Raw genomic sequence first — 15,983 nt, 5'->3', positions numbered from 1 at the left:
ATCTGCCGCCTTGGGTAACAACAGCCCCGAGGCCCAAGTGGCGGAATGGTAGACGCAGGGGATTCAAAATCCCCCGCCTTAACGGGCGTGCCGGTTCGAGTCCGGCCTTGGGTACCAGCCTCAACCCCATCCAAATTTATGAATTCACAAGTGCTGCCACATCGGGGTTATCCGGTGCTTTCGCTGTTGTGACATGGTTTCAATAGCTTGACGTCTGTTCTTGCTCCACACTTCACGGGTCGGAAATGAAATGAGGCGCCCGGTTGGGGCGCCTCTGGTCTCAGTGATAGGATGGTCCGCAGATCACCCAAGCAACTCTTTTGCCTTTGCAACGGTGGCCGCTGCGGTGATGCCGAATTTCTCGAACAGCTCACCTGCAGGTGCGGAGGCTCCGAAGCGGTCCATGCCCACGAATGCGGCTTTCTTCTCCTGGCCACGCTCTCCCAGCAGCCAGCGGTCCCAGCCACCGGCGCGCACGGCGGCCTCGATACCAACACGCACGGGGCCTGCGGGCAGGACCTTGCGGCGGTAGGCTTCGTCTTGCTGAGCGAAGAGCTCCATGCAGGGCATGGAGACGACGCGGGTGCCGATACCTTCGGCTTCCAGCTTGGCCTTGGCTTCCATCGCCAGCGAAACCTCAGAACCGGTGGCGATCAGGATCACCTGACGCTTGCCCTCAGCCTCGGCCAGGACATAGGCGCCCTTTTCGGTGAGGTTGCTCAGCTTGTGCTCGGTGCGCACGGTGGGCAGGTTCTGACGCGTCAGCACCATGACCGACGGCGTTTCCTTGGCGGTAACCGCGATTTCCCATGCTTCTGCAGCCTCCACCGTATCGGCGGGGCGGAACACATAGGTGTTCGGGGTTGCGCGGCAGATCGCCAGGTGTTCGACCGGCTGGTGGGTCGGGCCATCTTCGCCAACACCGATGGAATCGTGGGTCATGACAAAGACGGTCGGGGTCTTCATCAGCGCCGCCAGACGCATCGACGGACGCGCGTAATCGGTGAAGCAGAAGAAGGTACCGCCATAGGGGCGCATGCCGCCGTGCAGGGTCATGCCGTTCATCGCAGCGGCCATGCCGTGCTCACGGATACCCCAATAGACGTAGCGGCCTTTGCGGTTGTCGGTGTCAAAGACGCCGAGGTCGCCGGTCTTGGTGTTGTTGGAGCCGGTAAGGTCAGCCGAGCCGCCCACGGTTTCAGGCATCAAGGGGTTGATCACCGCCAGCGCCATTTCGCTGGATTTGCGGGTGGCGACCTTGGGCTGCTCTTCGCTAATCTGCTTTTTCAGGGCCTTGATGGCAGCAGAGAGCTTTTTCGGCGCTTCCAGTGCGTAGGCGCGGTTGAATCGCTCCTGTTTCTGCTTGGACAGCTCGGCAAAGCGCGCCTCCCAGGCCGCGCGGTCAGCGGCGCCACGGGTGCCGATGGCTTCCCACTGGGCTTTGACGTCGGCGGGGACCTCAAAGGCGCCGAGCGGAGCGCCATAGGCCTCTTTGGCGGCTTTCAGCTGCTCGGCATCGGTCAGCGCGCCGTGACCCTTGGAGGTGTCCTGCGCGGCGTGGCCAAGGGCGATATGCGTCTTGCAGGCGATCATCGAGGGTTTCTGCGCCTTCTTCGCGGCGGTGATGGCCGCGTCGATGGCTTCGGGATCATGACCATCGATTTCCTGCACGTGCCAGCCGGAGGCCTTGAAGCGCTGGATCTGGTTGGTGCGGTCAGAGAGTTCAACCGAGCCGTCGATGGTGATGTTGTTGTTGTCCCACAGCACGATCAGCTTGCCCAGTTTCTGACGACCGGCAATGCCGATGGCCTCCTGGCTGATGCCCTCCATCAGGCAGCCGTCGCCTGCGATTACATAGGTGTTGTGATCGACGACCTTCTTGCCGTAATGGGCGCGCTGCATTTCTTCGGCCATGGCAAAGCCGACGGCGTTGGCGATGCCCTGACCCAGCGGACCAGTGGTGGTTTCCACCGCATCGATCAGGAAGTTTTCCGGATGGCCCGCGGTCAGCGCACCCATCTGACGGAAGTTCTTGATCTGATCCAGCGTCACCTGCTCGTCGCCCATGAGATAGAGAAGCGAATAGATCAGCATGGAGCCGTGGCCTGCCGACAGGATGAACCGGTCACGGTCGGCCCATTTTGGGGCCTTTACGTCGAATTTTAGATGCTTTTCAAACAGGACGGTGGCCACATCGGCCATGCCAATCGGCATGCCGGAGTGGCCGGAGTTTGCGGCAGCGACGGCATCAAGGGTCAGGGCGCGAATGGCGGCGGCCTTGTTCCAATGCTCGGGATTTGCGGTGCGCAGGGCTGTCAGATCCACTGAACTGTTCCTTTAGGTTGGCAGGCTGATGAGCCGCTGAATACCAGTGATGGGGCAAAGATCAAGCGTTGGCAGGCGTTTCTGTGTTTCGAACGCGAAGGACCGCTTGCAAGTGCTTGAAAGCAAAGAGGCGGTGTTTTACTCCTGCAAGGGTGAAGCTGCGCGTATGATCGGCAGGCATGTGCGATTCGCACAGCGGTGCAAAGCAGAGGTGCAAACCGGCACGGCAGGAGGCAGCGCGAAGATCGCGCCAGCGAGATGGACGGGTGAGGGACAGGCATGAAGCAGATTGAAGACTTGCAGGGCCGGATCCTGGCCGCAATGGACCGGATCGGGACGGGTGTCGGCGCACTTGAACAAGCGCGCAGCTCGGCCGAGGCCAAGGCCGTTGCGGCGGCCGATACCAGCGCGCTGGAACAGGCGCTGGACGAAGAACGGGTCGCCAATGCCCAGTTGACCGAACGGGTCAAGGTCCTGCGCGGGCGGTTGAAAGAGCTGGAAGAGCAGGCACCGGCGGCGTCCGCGGCAGATGCCTCGGGTGATATCGCTGCAATGCAGGCCGAGCTCGAGCTATTGCGGAATGAGGCTGCAAATGCCCAGCAGGCCGAAGCCTTGAAACAGGAAGTGGCGCGGCTGAAGGCGCAGATGGAAGGCGCAGCCAATTCGGCGGCCACCGAGAAAGAAAGCCTTGAGGACCGGATTGAACAGCTCGAGGCCGCCAATACGGAACTCACGGCTCAGCTGGCTGAATCCGGATCCGTTCAGGAAACGTCCACTTCCGAAACTGCTGATGGTGAAAGCGGCGGCACTGACGAGGAGGTGCTGCAGCGATTGGACACGGAATTGCAGCAATTGCGCCTGGCCAACGAACAGCTCCGTACATCCAACGCTGCCCTGCGCGAAGCCAATGCCGAAGGGCTGGGCGATGCAGGGCTAATTAATGCGGCGATGGCAGCAGAGATCGACGGTCTGCGCGCGGCGCAGGCGAATGACAAGGCGCAGGTGAACGCGGTTCTGGCCCGGCTTGAACCGCTGCTGGCGGCAGCGCCCAACCTGCCCGAAGGAGAGGAAATTTGATGCCCGAAGTGACCATTCATATTGGCGGCCGCGGTTTCGAGGTCTCCTGCCAGGAAGGCGAGGAGAGTTATCTGCATTCTGCCGCCAAGATGCTGGATGACGAGGCGCAGGTGCTGTCGGACCAGATTGGCCGTATGCCTGAAGCGCGCATGCTGCTGATGGCGGGGCTGATGCTGGCGGACAAGACCGCAGCGGTCGAGGACCGGATCAAAGAGGTCGAGGCGGTCCTGGCTGAGCGCGAGGCGGAACTGGCCGCGCTGAAGGCACAGCCCGCGCCGGAGCCGGAGCGGATTGAAGTACCTGTCGTGCCCCCTCAGGTGGCTGAAACCCTGGCCGAACTGGCCGCCCGCGCCGAATCCATGGCGCAGGAGATCGAAGAAAAAGCCTCTGCCGCGCAATAGACGGCGGGGCGCTGCGCTGACGGGGGCGATCGGTTTTCGATGTCGCTCGCCGAATGTGCGAATCCGAAACGTAAAAAAGGCCTGTCACGCGTGCTGCGGACAGGCCTTTTTCATGTTGTCTGGTCGTGCGGCTTAACCGTTGGCTTCGCGGATCTTATCCGCCGCGGCCTTGTCAAAGCTGACGCCGTTCTGTTCGAACATGCCGTCGAGCTCACCGGACAGGGTCATTTCGGTGATGATGTCGCAGCCGCCGACGAATTCACCTTTGACATAAAGCTGCGGAATGGTCGGCCAGTCCGAGTAATCCTTGATCCCGGCGCGGATCTCTTCGTCGGCCAGCACGTTGACGTCGGTATAGTCAACGCCGATGTAGTTCAGAACACCGGCCACGCGGGAAGAGAAGCCGCACTGCGGCATGTCCTTGGTGCCTTTCATGTAAAGCACCACGTCGTTGGATTTGACGGTTTCATCGATGCGGGTTTTTGCGTCGCTCATGTTGCGTTTCCTTCTGGCGGATGTGCCGTTGTTCTGCTGCCCGAGATATAGGGAACAAAGTGGAGAATTCCAATCCGGGCCGGGGAACGGATGTGTGAGGCTCTGCGCGCTCAGCTCTTGTCTTTGGGAACAAAGAGGCGGGCATATTCCTGCGGGTCCTTGGGGACCTTCCAGGTCCTGACAGATCCGCCGCCCATGCCGGACTGATAGTCCGAGCGCAGCGTGTGATAGTCCGGGTCGCTGTCGTCCTCTTCCGTTGGTGCGCGTCGTTGACCGATGACGGCAACAACTGCCGTCATCACAATAACGCCGACCACCAGAAAGGACATGAACAGCGACATGTGTGCTACTCCGGCGCTTTGGTGGTCAGGGCAAGGGCGTGCAACTCACCATTGGCGCCGTCCATTTTGCCTTTGAGGGCCGCGTAAACGGCGCGCTGCTGCTGCACACGGTTCTTGCCGCGAAAGCTTTCATCGACGACCATCGCGGACATATGCACGCCGTCGGTGCCACCGACCTGGATTTGGGCATCGGGAAAGGATGCGCGCAGAAGCTCTTCGATTTCATGGGCCTGCATGGGCATTGCGTGGGATCCTCGTGGTTCTGTTCGCTAAAAATGTAGGCCCGACGGAGAGGCAGTTCAAGCAGGGAGATGCTCCCGCCGCGCAAGACCTGATTGAAAATCAGACCGTGCGAGTTGGGCCCGGCAGCGCGCGATGCGCGCTGCCGGGCCCAAGGCCGTAAAGGGGGGCTTGCCATAGGCAAGGGCACCTGCGGGCGCGGGAGGGCGCCCGTTTGTGTTTGTTATCAGGCGACGGCCTCGGCAAAGCTGCTGCGGAAAATCTGCGACAGCTCTTCCAGCGGCGCTTCGCTGCCACCGATTTTTACCGTGTCACCGGTGAAACGGCCCACGGTGGTGACGCTGACACCGGCCTGACCGGCTGCCAGCATCAGACCTTCGGCCTGATCAAAGTTGCAGGCGACCAGATAACGGGCCTGGTCTTCGCCAAACAGGGTCGGGGTGTCACCGGCATCGATCTGCACGCCAACGCCAGCGCCCTCGGCCAGTTCAAAGGCCGCCAGCGCCAGACCGCCATCCGCCAGATCGGTGCAGGCCTTGATCAGCTCGCGGTTGGCGCGGATGAATTCGCCGTTACGCTTTTCCGCTTCCAGATCCACCGTCGGCGCATCTCCGTCCTCGCGGTTGAAGACTTCCGCCAGAAGGGCCGACTGACCCAGGTGGCCAGTGGTTTCACCGATCAGCAGGGCGATATGGCCTTCGCGCACTTCACCGGTGATCGCCTCTTCGCCCTCGGCGATCAGACCCACGGCACCGATGGTTGGGGTGGGCAGGATGCCCTGTCCGTCGGTCTCGTTATAAAGCGAGACGTTGCCCGAAACGATCGGCATGTTGAGCGCTGCAACAGCTTCGCCGATGCCTTTGATGGCGCCGACGAATTGGCCCATGATCTCGGGCTTTTCCGGGTTGCCGAAGTTGAGGTTGTCGGTCGTCGCCAGAGGCAGGGCGCCCACGGCAGAGAGGTTTCGGTAAGCCTCGGCTACCGCCTGTTTGCCACCCTCAAAGGGGTTCGCTTTGACGTAGCGCGGCGTCACATCGCTGGTAAAGGCCAACTGTTTGCCGGTGCCATGCACCCGGACGATGCCGGAGCCCGCGCCGGGGCGGCGGGCGGTGTCGCCCATCACGGTGGTGTCGTACTGTTCATAGACCCACTGTTTGCCTGCGTAGTTCGGTGAGGCGATCAGCGCCTTCAGGCCGTCGATCGGATCGATAGTGGGCACATCCGCGTCGGTCAGCGGTTCTGCGGCGGGCGTTTCGACCCAGGGACGGTCGTATTCAGGCGCAGAGGACGCCAGTTTCGACAGCGGCAGGTCGGCCATCACCACGTTGTTGTGCTGGATCAGGAAACGGTCCTCGGCGATTGTTTCGCCGACGATGGCGAAATCGAGGTCCCATTTCTCGAACACTGCCTTGGCTTCGGCCTCTTTCTCGGGCTTCAGCACCATCAGCATCCGCTCCTGGGATTCCGACAGCATCATTTCATAGGCGGTCATGCCTTCTTCACGCTGGGGTACGTCTTCGAGGTTCAGCTTGATGCCAAGCTCACCCTTGTCGCCCATTTCCACCGCCGAACAAGTGAGACCAGCTGCGCCCATGTCCTGGATCGAGATCACCGCGCCGGTCTGCATCAGCTCCAGCGTCGCTTCCATCAGGCGTTTTTCGGTGAAGGGGTCGCCAACCTGAACGGTGGGGCGTTTTTCCTCGATGGTGTCGTCGAATTCGGCCGAGGCCATGGTGGCGCCGCCGACGCCGTCACGTCCGGTCTTGGCGCCCAGATACACCACCGGCATGCCGACACCGGATGCGGCGGAGTAGAAGATGCTGTCGGTTTTTGCGAGACCCGCAGCGAATGCATTCACTAGGCAGTTGCCGTTATAGGCAGAGTGGAAACGAACCTCGCCGCCTGCGCAGGGCACACCGAAACAGTTGCCGTAGCCGCCGATGCCTTCGACCACACCGTTGACCAACTGCCGGGTCTTGGGGTGGGACGGCTCACCAAAGGACAGCGAGTTCATCGAGGCGATTGGCCGCGCGCCCATGGTAAAGACGTCCCGCAGGATGCCGCCAACCCCGGTTGCCGCACCCTGATAGGGTTCGATGTAAGAAGGGTGGTTGTGGCTTTCCATCTTGAAGACTACCGCATCGCCATCGCCGATATCGACGATACCGGCATTTTCACCCGGACCGCAGATGACCTGGGGCCCCTCGGTCGGCAGGGTGCGGAGCCATTTCTTGGACGACTTGTAAGAGCAGTGCTCGTTCCACATCGCCGAGAAGATGCCCAGCTCGGTAAAGGTGGGTTCCCGTCCGATGATTTCGAGGATCAGTTGATATTCCTCGGAGTTCAGTCCGTGGTTTTCAATCAGTTCGGGCGTGATTGCTGGTTCCTGCATCCGTGTCGTTTCCCCAGTGGCTGCGGTTGCGCGCCTTTTAGGGCAAGGAAGCGGACGGGGGAAGGGCAAAGCGTATGTATCATTGAAGGCAGGGCGTTTCGTCGCTGCGAGAAGGTCCGGCTTGGGGAGGGGGGTCATGCTCGAATTGCCTGAAAAATGTGCAGACCGTCATTGGGGGCCGGAAAATGCCGTCATTATCCGTGCACGTGAGAAAACTGGGCAATGATCACCGGGGAAAGGGTTGCAGCTGGCGGTGTGGATGCGAGACGTTGAATGTGTCCGGCGCTTCCGAGTGGCGTGTGACCTGATTGAAAGCCTCAGGAGCTGGACCAAATGGCCAAAAAAAAGGCCGAGCACTAAGCTCGGCCGAAGTCCAACAGGGAGGTATGAAGTGCGCCTTGGCGCCGTCTTCATGAGGGTCATTTAGGGATAGAGCTTCTCTGCTTCAAGAATTTTCCGTCTCAAATTGCGTCATTTCTGGTATGCATGTTGTGCATAGCTTAACGCCTGCTGACCTAAGGTCAGAGTTTCCCCATCTCTTTCATATGTTTGCGGTGCGCCATGATCTCGGTTTGCACGAAATCGCGGAAAGCTGACACCCGCTGCGAGTGACGCAATTCTTCCGGATAGGCCAGGTAGACAGGCACACCACTGGTGTCCTCATGCGGCAGAACCTGTACCAGATCGGGGAAATCCTCGGTGACATAGTCAGGCAGGATGCCGATTCCCAGATCGTGAAGCACGCCCTGCAGGACCCCGAAGTAGTTGTTGACCGACAGCATCGAGCCGGGACCGTGGGTGATCAGCTTCTGGACCAGCACAGCGGCAGAACCGACCTGTGCCGAATTCTGGTTCTGGCAGATCAGACGGTGGTTCTTGATATCTTCGGCGGTCTGCGGCGTGCCGTTGCGGTCCAGATATGCGCGAGACGCATAAAGTCGCATCTGAACCGTCATCAGTCGCTTGCGCACCAGGTCCGCCTGGCTCGGCTCTTTCATCCGGATCGCAACGTCGGCTTCGCGCATGGGCAAATCCAGAACCCGCTCTTCCAGCATCAGGTCGATTTTCAGATTGGGATATTGTTCAAAGAGCTTCGTCAGCCTGGGCGCCAGCCACAGTGTGCCAAAGCCGAATGTCGTGGTGACGCGCAATTCGCCGAACACTTCGTCTTCGCTGTCGCGGATCCGGGCCGAAGCCGCTTCGAGCCGTTTGGACATGGATTTGGTCGCGTCAAACAGCAGCTCGCCCTGTTCGGTCAGGATCAGCCCGCGCGCGTGACGGTGAAACAACGTCGCGTTCAGGCTTTCCTCAAGCGCACGAATCTGGCGGCTGACCGCGGATTGCGACAGGTTAAGCTTGTCCCCGGCGTGGGTCAGGCTGCCGACATCTGCCACGGCGTGAAAAATTCTAAGCTTGTCCCAGTCCATATCCGTTACTTTCGTTGTGCCCATATCAGCCTATATGAAACCTGACACTTGGATCAATTTCCGAATGCAGAAGCGCGCTTCCGGAGGGGGATATTGACAACAGTGGGTATACAGGTCAGTATTTGTGACCTAATATCGATGGAAATTATTGCAAGCCAGTTGTGGTTGGGAGGACCGGATGAGCACGCAAAAGATCTCGTTGAATGACAAATATGATCTGAGCAAATCGCCTGTCATGCTGAACGGCACGCAGGCGCTTGTGCGCCTGATGCTGATGCAGAAGGCGCGGGACACGGCTGCCGGTCTCAACACTGCTGGGCTTGTTACCGGCTATCGCGGATCGCCGCTTGGCGCTGTAGACATGCAGATGAGCCGGGCCGAAAAGCAGCTGAAAGAGGCCGATGTCACCTTTCAGTATGGTTTGAACGAGGATCTGGCCGTCACCGCCCTATGGGGTGCGCAACAGGCCGAAATCCGTGGTGAAGGCAAATTCGACGGCGTATTCGGCCTTTGGTATGGCAAGGGGCCGGGCGTTGACCGCGCCGGCGATGCCTTCCGCCACGCCAATATGGCCGGCAGCTCCAAAAATGGCGGCGTGCTGGTGGCGATGGGCGACGACCACACCGGCGAAAGCTCCACCGTGCTGCACCAGTCCGAATGGGCGCTGATGGATGCCTACCTCCCGATCCTCAGCCCCGCTGGTGTGCAAGAAATCCTGGATTTCGGGCTTTATGGCTACGCGCTCAGCCGGTTTTCCGGTCTCTGGGTCGGCCTCAAGACGATGAAGGACACCATCGAGGTAACCTCGGTCGTGGATGCGAGCCCGGATCGGGTGAAACTGGTTACCCCCGATTTTACCATGCCGCAGGATGGGCTGAATATCCGCCTGGTGGATGATCGTTTCCAGCAGGAAGACCGGATCATCGACCAGAAACGCTTTGCTGCCGAGGCATTCAGCCACGCCAACAAGATGGACAAACGCATCTGGGGCAAACCCGGTGCCAAGATCGGTTTCGTGGCCGCGGGCAAGAACTGGCTGGATCTGGTCCACGCCATGTCTCTGTTGAATATCGATGAGGCGATGGCCGAACGTCTGGGCATCACCACATACAAGGTCGGTCAGGTCTGGCCGCTGGACATGAAGGGCTTCCACGATTGGGCCGAAGGTCTGGATCTGATCGTCGTGGTCGAGGAGAAGCGCAAGCTGATCGAGGTGCAGATCAAGGAGGCGATCTTTGACGACCGCCGTGGTCGCCGGGTTTACGGCTGGCACAAGGGCGGCGGAGCGGGCTCCATGCACGGGCCGGAACTCTTCCCGACGCGCTATGCGCTCGACCCCATCATGATCGCCGAGAAGCTGGGCGAGATTCTGATCGAAGAGGGCCGCGACACCGAAGCAATCCGCGCCGGGCTGGCCAGCCTGGACGAGGCGCGCCGCGCCGACAACGCCGAAGAAATCGCCGCGCGCCTGCCTTACTTCTGCTCGGGTTGTCCGCACAATTCTTCGACCAAGATCCCTGAGGGCAGCCGTGCCTATGCCGGGATCGGTTGTCACTTCATGGTGCAGTGGATGGACCGCGAGACCATGGGCTTCACCCATATGGGCGGCGAAGGCGCCAACTGGATCGGCGAGGCGCCGTTTTCCAAGCGCAAGCATGTGTTCCAGAACCTTGGCGATGGCACCTATAACCACTCCGGTGTGCAGGCGATCCGTGCTGCGCTGGCCGAAGGCACCAATATTACCTACAAGATCCTCTATAACGATGCGGTGGCCATGACTGGCGGTCAGGGTAACGAAGGTGGTCTCAGCGCTTATCGCATCGCGCATGAGCTGAAGGCGATGGGGGTGGAGCATCTCGCCATCGTTTATGACGAGAAAGAAGAGATCGATTTCAAGCAGTTCCCAGCCGGGGTTCCCACCCATGAGCGGGCCGAGCTAATGAACGTGCAAAAGCAGATGGAAGAGGTCGAAGGCGTTTCTGCCATCATCTATGTCCAGACCTGCGCCGCCGAGAAACGCCGCCGTCGCAAGCGGGGCCTGTTCCCCGATCCCGATCAGCGCGTGTTCATCAACTCGGACGTCTGCGAAGGATGCGGCGACTGCGGGGTGCAATCCAACTGCGTTTCCATCGTTCCCAAGGAGACCGAACTGGGACGCAAGCGGGCGATTGATCAGTCCTCCTGTAACAAGGATTTCTCCTGTCTCAACGGCTTCTGCCCGTCCTTCCTGACCATCGAAGGCGCCAAGATCCGGAAGGAGGCCACGGCCGAGCTGAAGCTGCCCGATCTGCCGATGCCCGACCTGCCCAAGATCGACGGTACCCATAACGTGGTGATCACCGGCGTCGGCGGCACAGGCGTTGTGACCATCGGCGCGGTGCTGGCGCAGGCAGCACAGATCGACGGCAAAGGTGCCGGCATGATGGAGATGGCAGGCCTCGCACAAAAGGGCGGCGCAGTGCATATCCACTGCCGCATTGCCGAAACGCCTGATGACATCAGCGCCATCCGCGTCGCCACCGGTGAGGCGCACGCGCTGATCGGTGGCGATCTGGTGGTGAGTGCGGGCGCCAAGACCATTGGGTTGATGCGCACAGGTCAGACCGGCGGTGTGGTGAACAGCCACGAGATCATCACCGGGGATTTCACCCGCGACACCAACTTCCAACTGCCCACCGACCGGCTTGAGGTGGCGCTGGAGGCACGCCTGCGCGAGCGGCTCGATATGTTCGACGCATCGCAGCTGGCGCAGGCCACCATGGGAGATTCGATCTTCTCCAACATGATGGTCTTTGGCGGGGCTTTCCAACGCGGTCTGATCCCGGTCAGCCTTGAGGCAATCACCCAGGCGATCGAGCTGAACGGCGCTGCGGTGGAAAAGAACCTGCGTGCCTTTGAAATCGGTCGCTGGGCGGTGCTGCACCCCGAAGAGGTCGCCAAGCTCATCAAACCCGCCAACGTGGTGGAACTGCCCAAGACGCTGGATGAAAAGATCGCCTATCGGCAGGATCATCTGACCGCCTATCAGGGCAAGGGGCTGGCCAAACGCTATATGAAGATGCTGGATGGCATCGACGATGCGCGCCTGAAGGAAGCCGTCGCCAAGGGCTATCACAAGCTGCTGGCCTATAAGGACGAATACGAGGTGGCGCGTCTGTTGTTGAGCAGCCGCGAAAAGGCCGAGGCGCAGTTTGAGGGCGATCTGAAGATCTCTTACAATCTGGCGCCGCCGATCCTGGGCGGGGTTGACGCCAACGGACGCCCGAAAAAGCGCCGTTTCGGCCCAAGCATGGAGCGCGGTCTGAAGCTGCTGGCGAAGTTCAAAGGTCTGCGCGGCACGCCGCTCGATATCTTTGGCTATACCGCCGAGCGCAAGATGGAACGGGCGCTGATCAAGCAATACGAGCGCGACATGAAGGAATGGCTGGCAAAAGCCTCGCCTGAGATCATGGACCCGCTGGTCGCTCTGGCCGAACTGCCGCTGCAGATCCGTGGCTTTGGTCCGGTGAAGATGGAAAGCGAGCAGAAGGCGGCGAAACGACGCGAAGAACTGCTGGCGGTTCTGCGTCAGGGCGGTGCTCCGATGAAGAAAGCGGCCGAATAAGCCGCAGGGGTGTTCTCCCGCCCGGCAGGTGACAGCCGGACGGCTGCCTCTTGCCCGTTGGGCCCGGCGCCGCGCATTTGCGCGGCGCTGCTGCGTTCTGGGTCAGGGCGCGGGATCCTGCCGTAGACCGGTCATGAGTCTGTTACGGGGATCTGAGATGCTGTTATGCCTAACCGGTCACCTTGGTGATTCCGTCCAGAAAGACCCAGCCCATGTCCGAGATGCAGCAACTGTCCGGCAAAACCCAATCAAGAAAATCCCGTCCTGGAAAAATCCGGTCCAGCGCGCGCCAGATCGCGCGGGAGATCTCTTATGCGCATTCGGCGCAGACCCGTTCGGGGCGTCTGGTGATCCGAATGATGGAGAATACCACGGGCCGTCTGAAACTGATCCGGCGCGCACGGGGGTATGAACAGGAGGTCGCGGGTGGCCGCAGTTTCTGGAGCGTCATCGCCGAACGCTATGGTCTGTCGCTGGAGATCATCGGCGGCGCGCTGTTCAATATTCCGCGCGACAAGCCGGTCGTTCTGATCGCCAATCATCCCTATGGGATCCTTGATGGGCTGATGATGGGGCACATCCTTGCCGAAACGCGCGGGGATTTCCGCATTCTGGCGCATCAGGTATTCGGCAAGGCAGAGGACCTGAATCGCGTCATTCTGCCGATTGATTTTGCCGAAACAAAGGAGGCGCTGCGCACCAACCTAGAGACCCGCAAAACGGCGCTCAGCTATCTGGGGCAGGGCGGCGCCATCGGGATCTTTCCTGGCGGGACGGTTTCCACGGCGGCAACGCCTTTTGCCCGGCCGATGGATCCGGGCTGGCGCAGCTTTACCGCGCGGATGATTGCCAAATCCGATGCGGTTGTGGTGCCGGTCTATTTTGACGGCCACACTTCGCGCTTGTTTCAGATCGCCAGCCATCTGCACGCTACGTTGCGCATGGGGCTCTTGATCAAGGAGTTCCACAAGCGGGTCGATACGCCGGTGCGGGTGGTGATCGGCGAGGCGATCGGGCGCGACAAACTTGACCCTTTGACCGGGGATGCCAAAGGAATGATGGATTTCCTGCGCAAAGCGACGTATGAGCTGTCTCCGACTCCTCTCGATGCGGGCTTGCGCGGGTTCGAGTTTGAAGAGAAACATCGCGCCTGAACGTGGCATCCGCGAAAGAAGAACATGGCAGTAGGCATTTTTGATTCTGGTCTGGGCGGTCTGACCGTGCTCGACGCTGTGCAGCGGCGTCTGCCGGAGGTTGACCTTATCTATTACGGCGACAGTGCTCACGCCCCCTATGGCGTACGCGATGCCGAGGATGTCTATCAGCTGACCAAGGCCGCCGTGGAAGATATGTGGGACAAGGGCTGCGATCTGGTGATCCTGGCCTGTAACACCGCTTCGGCGGCGGCGCTGCGGCGCATGCAGGAGGGCGGGCTGCCCAAGGGCAAGCGCGTGCTTGGCGTCTTTGTGCCGCTGATCGAAGCACTGACCGAGCGCCAGTGGGGCGATAATTCGCCGCCGCGCGAGGTTGCGGTGAAGCATGTGGCGCTGTTCGCAACGCCCGCGACCGTATCCAGCCGGGCGTTTCAGCGGGAACTGGCCTTTCGCGCCATTGGTGTCGATGTGGAAGCGCAGGCCTGTGGCGGTGTTGTCGACGCCATCGAGGAAGGCGACATGATCCTGGCTGAGGCGCTGGTGCGCAGCCATGTGGATGCGCTCTTGCGCAAGATGCCGCATCCCGAGGCTGCCATCTTGGGCTGCACCCATTATCCGTTGATGGAAAAGACCTTTCAGGAGGCGCTTGGCCCACAGGTCAAAGTGTTCAGCCAGGGCGATCTGGTCGCCGACAGTCTGGCTGATTACCTTGAGCGGCACCCGGATATGTACGGCACCGGCAAGGCAGGGTTCTACACCACTGGCGATCCGGCGCGGGTCAGCACCCATGCGACCCAGTTCTTGCGACGACAAATCACCTTTGAAGCAGCCTGATCCGGCGCTTCCACGGGGGCGGCTTTCAGTCGTCCTTTTGGGCGGATCGCCTGTCGGCTGCGGCAGTTTTCCCTATTCTCACCGCCTGTTGCTGCGGTACAAATCACCTAAATTCAAAAGACGAGGTCTGACATGACCCACAAAGTGGCTATCCTTGGCGCCAGCGGTTACACCGGCGCGGAACTGGTGCGGCTGATTTCCCAGCACCCGAGCATTGAAATCGCGGCGCTCGCTGCCGAGCGCAAGGCGGGGCTGTCCATGGCCGAGGTGTTCCCGCACCTGCGCCATCTGGATCTGCCGACCCTGTGCAAGATCAGCGAGATCGACTTTTCACAGATCGACCTGTGCTTCTGCGCTCTGCCGCATAAAACCAGCCAGGAAGTGATCGCTGCCCTGCCGAAGGATCTGAAGATCGTCGATCTGTCGGCGGATTTCCGGCTGCGCGATCCGGCGGAGTACGAGAAATGGTACGGCAACCCCCATGCTGCGCTGGAGCAGCAGAAAGAGGCTGTTTACGGCCTTACCGAATTCTACCGGGATGAGATCCGGGGCGCGCGGCTGGTGGCCGGCACTGGCTGTAACGCGGCCACCGGGCAGTTCGCGCTGCGGCCGCTGATCACCTCTGGCCTGATTGATCTGGATGAAATCATCCTCGATCTGAAATGCGCCGTCTCTGGTGCGGGTCGGGCCCTGAAGGAAAACCTGCTGCATGCGGAGCTGAGCGAGGGTTACAATGCGTATGCCATCGGTGGCACGCACCGGCATCTGGGTGAATTCGACCAGGAATTCTCGAAACTGGCCGGGCGTCCGGTCAAGGTGCAGTTCACCCCGCATCTGGTTCCCGCCAACCGGGGTATTCTGGCGACGACCTATGTGAAAGGCGACGCCGAGGCGATCCATGCGGCCTTTGTTTCGGCCTATGCCGATGAACCCTTTGTCGAGGTTCTGCCCTTTGGCGCGGCGCCAAGCACCCACCACGTGCGCGGCTCCAACTTCTGTCATATCGGCGTGACCGCTGACCGGATCGAAGGGCGGGCCATTGTCATTGCGGCGCTGGATAACCTGACAAAAGGTAGCAGCGGACAGGCCTTGCAGAACGCCAATCTGATGTTAGGTGAAGACGAAACTGCGGGTCTGATGATGGCGCCGCTGTTCCCCTAGGGCGCCAGACCCGGACGAGCACAGGACGGTAACGATATGAAAAACCTCAAAAAGCAGCGCCGCATTCAGGTGATCGCATTGGCGACCGTTGCCTTGATCGTGTCGACGGCTTTGATCGGCTATGCGATGCGGGATGGGATCAACTACTTCCGTTCGCCTAGTCAGGTGATGGCCGAGCCGCCGGTGCCGACAGAGGTGTTCCGTATTGGCGGTCTGGTCGAAGATGGTAGTCTGGTGCGCGGTCAGGGCGAAACCGTGCGGTTCTCTGTGACCGATGGCGGCGCAACCGTGCCGGTGACCTACGCGGGTGTGCTGCCGGATCTGTTCGAGGAAAATCAAGGCATGGTCGGCACAGGCCGTTACGTCAACGGTGTGTTCGAAGCCTCTGAAATTCTGGCGAAACATGACGAGACCTACATGCCCAAGGAAGTCGTGGACGCGCTGAAAGAACAGGGTGTCTATCAGGAGCCGGACGCCTGAGGTTCGGAACATTCCCAAACAGCACTAAATGAAAACGGGGGCCATTGGCCCC

13 protein-coding genes and 1 tRNA gene are annotated in these 15,983 nt (G+C 60.6%); 8 read left to right on the top strand and 6 right to left on the bottom strand.

Annotated elements, in window-relative coordinates; all coding sequences use genetic code 11:
• The first annotated feature begins 31 nt into the window (after window positions 1-31).
• Window positions 32-117, top strand: a tRNA-Leu gene (locus tag C6W91_RS03520).
• Window positions 118-303: 186 nt separating this feature from the next.
• On the opposite strand, the gene tkt is transcribed toward C6W91_RS03520, so the two are convergent.
• A complete protein-coding gene (tkt, locus tag C6W91_RS03515; protein WP_274867499.1) occupies window positions 304-2,325 on the bottom strand; it encodes a transketolase in 2,022 nt (673 codons plus the stop codon).
• Window positions 2,326-2,604: 279 nt separating this feature from the next.
• On the opposite strand from tkt, the gene C6W91_RS03510 reads away from it, so the two are divergent.
• Both C6W91_RS03510 and C6W91_RS03505 read left to right on the top strand, forming a co-directional pair.
• On the top strand, window positions 2,605-3,402 hold the full coding sequence (locus C6W91_RS03510) for a colicin transporter (RefSeq protein ID WP_274867498.1): 798 nt from the start codon (window positions 2,605-2,607) through the stop codon (window positions 3,400-3,402).
• Window positions 3,402-3,803: a cell division protein ZapA gene (locus tag C6W91_RS03505; protein ID WP_274867497.1), complete on the top strand. Its 402-nt coding sequence runs from the start codon at window positions 3,402-3,404 to the stop codon at window positions 3,801-3,803. The genes C6W91_RS03510 and C6W91_RS03505 overlap by 1 nt, the downstream gene beginning before the upstream one ends.
• A 132-nt stretch (window positions 3,804-3,935) precedes the next feature.
• Here C6W91_RS03505 and grxD read toward each other — a convergent pair whose 3' ends face one another.
• From grxD to C6W91_RS03480, 5 genes are all read right to left on the bottom strand, one after another.
• Window positions 3,936-4,298 (bottom strand): Grx4 family monothiol glutaredoxin, encoded by a 363-nt coding sequence (grxD, locus tag C6W91_RS03500; protein WP_274828054.1) that lies wholly within the window; start codon window positions 4,296-4,298, stop codon window positions 3,936-3,938.
• Between the two features lie 110 nt (window positions 4,299-4,408).
• The gene (locus C6W91_RS03495) at window positions 4,409-4,639 is read right to left on the bottom strand and encodes a hypothetical protein (protein ID WP_065270189.1); all 231 of its coding nucleotides are present in this window, start codon (window positions 4,637-4,639) and stop codon (window positions 4,409-4,411) included.
• Window positions 4,640-4,644: 5 nt separating this feature from the next.
• Window positions 4,645-4,881, bottom strand: coding sequence for a BolA/IbaG family iron-sulfur metabolism protein (locus tag C6W91_RS03490; protein ID WP_065270190.1), 237 nt, complete (start codon window positions 4,879-4,881; stop codon window positions 4,645-4,647).
• A 224-nt stretch (window positions 4,882-5,105) separates the two neighbouring features.
• Window positions 5,106-7,271 carry a phosphoribosylformylglycinamidine synthase subunit PurL gene (gene purL / locus C6W91_RS03485; RefSeq protein WP_274828055.1) on the bottom strand — a complete coding sequence of 722 codons (2,166 nt, stop codon included), beginning with the start codon at window positions 7,269-7,271 and terminating at the stop codon, window positions 5,106-5,108.
• A gap of 521 nt (window positions 7,272-7,792) precedes the next feature.
• A complete protein-coding gene (locus tag C6W91_RS03480; protein ID WP_065273448.1) occupies window positions 7,793-8,698 on the bottom strand; it encodes a LysR family transcriptional regulator in 906 nt (301 codons plus the stop codon).
• 178 nt (window positions 8,699-8,876) lie between these two features.
• Between C6W91_RS03480 and C6W91_RS03475 the strand changes: the two genes are divergently transcribed.
• The 5 genes from C6W91_RS03475 (at window position 8,877) to ccmE (ending at window position 15,931) form a co-directional block, all read left to right on the top strand.
• A complete protein-coding gene (locus tag C6W91_RS03475) occupies window positions 8,877-12,302 on the top strand; it encodes an indolepyruvate ferredoxin oxidoreductase family protein (protein WP_274867496.1) in 3,426 nt (1,141 codons plus the stop codon).
• Window positions 12,303-12,523: 221 nt separating this feature from the next.
• Complete coding sequence (locus C6W91_RS03470) at window positions 12,524-13,456, top strand: lysophospholipid acyltransferase family protein (RefSeq protein ID WP_274867636.1); 933 nt, start codon at window positions 12,524-12,526, stop codon at window positions 13,454-13,456.
• Between the two features lie 24 nt (window positions 13,457-13,480).
• A complete protein-coding gene (murI, locus tag C6W91_RS03465; protein WP_274839197.1) occupies window positions 13,481-14,290 on the top strand; it encodes a glutamate racemase in 810 nt (269 codons plus the stop codon).
• A gap of 132 nt (window positions 14,291-14,422) precedes the next feature.
• The gene (gene argC, locus C6W91_RS03460) at window positions 14,423-15,451 is read left to right on the top strand and encodes an N-acetyl-gamma-glutamyl-phosphate reductase (protein ID WP_274867495.1); all 1,029 of its coding nucleotides are present in this window, start codon (window positions 14,423-14,425) and stop codon (window positions 15,449-15,451) included.
• 36 nt (window positions 15,452-15,487) lie between these two features.
• Window positions 15,488-15,931: a cytochrome c maturation protein CcmE gene (ccmE, locus tag C6W91_RS03455; RefSeq protein WP_065270195.1), complete on the top strand. Its 444-nt coding sequence runs from the start codon at window positions 15,488-15,490 to the stop codon at window positions 15,929-15,931.
• The last annotated feature ends 52 nt before the right edge of the window (window positions 15,932-15,983 follow it).

The organism is Phaeobacter sp. SYSU ZJ3003 (assembly GCF_041300735.1).
Taxonomy (GTDB): Bacteria; Pseudomonadota; Alphaproteobacteria; order Rhodobacterales; family Rhodobacteraceae; genus Phycobacter; species Phycobacter gallaeciensis_A.
The sequence above is the reverse complement of the archived record's forward strand: the minus strand, read 5'-3'. Positions and strand labels throughout refer to the sequence as shown.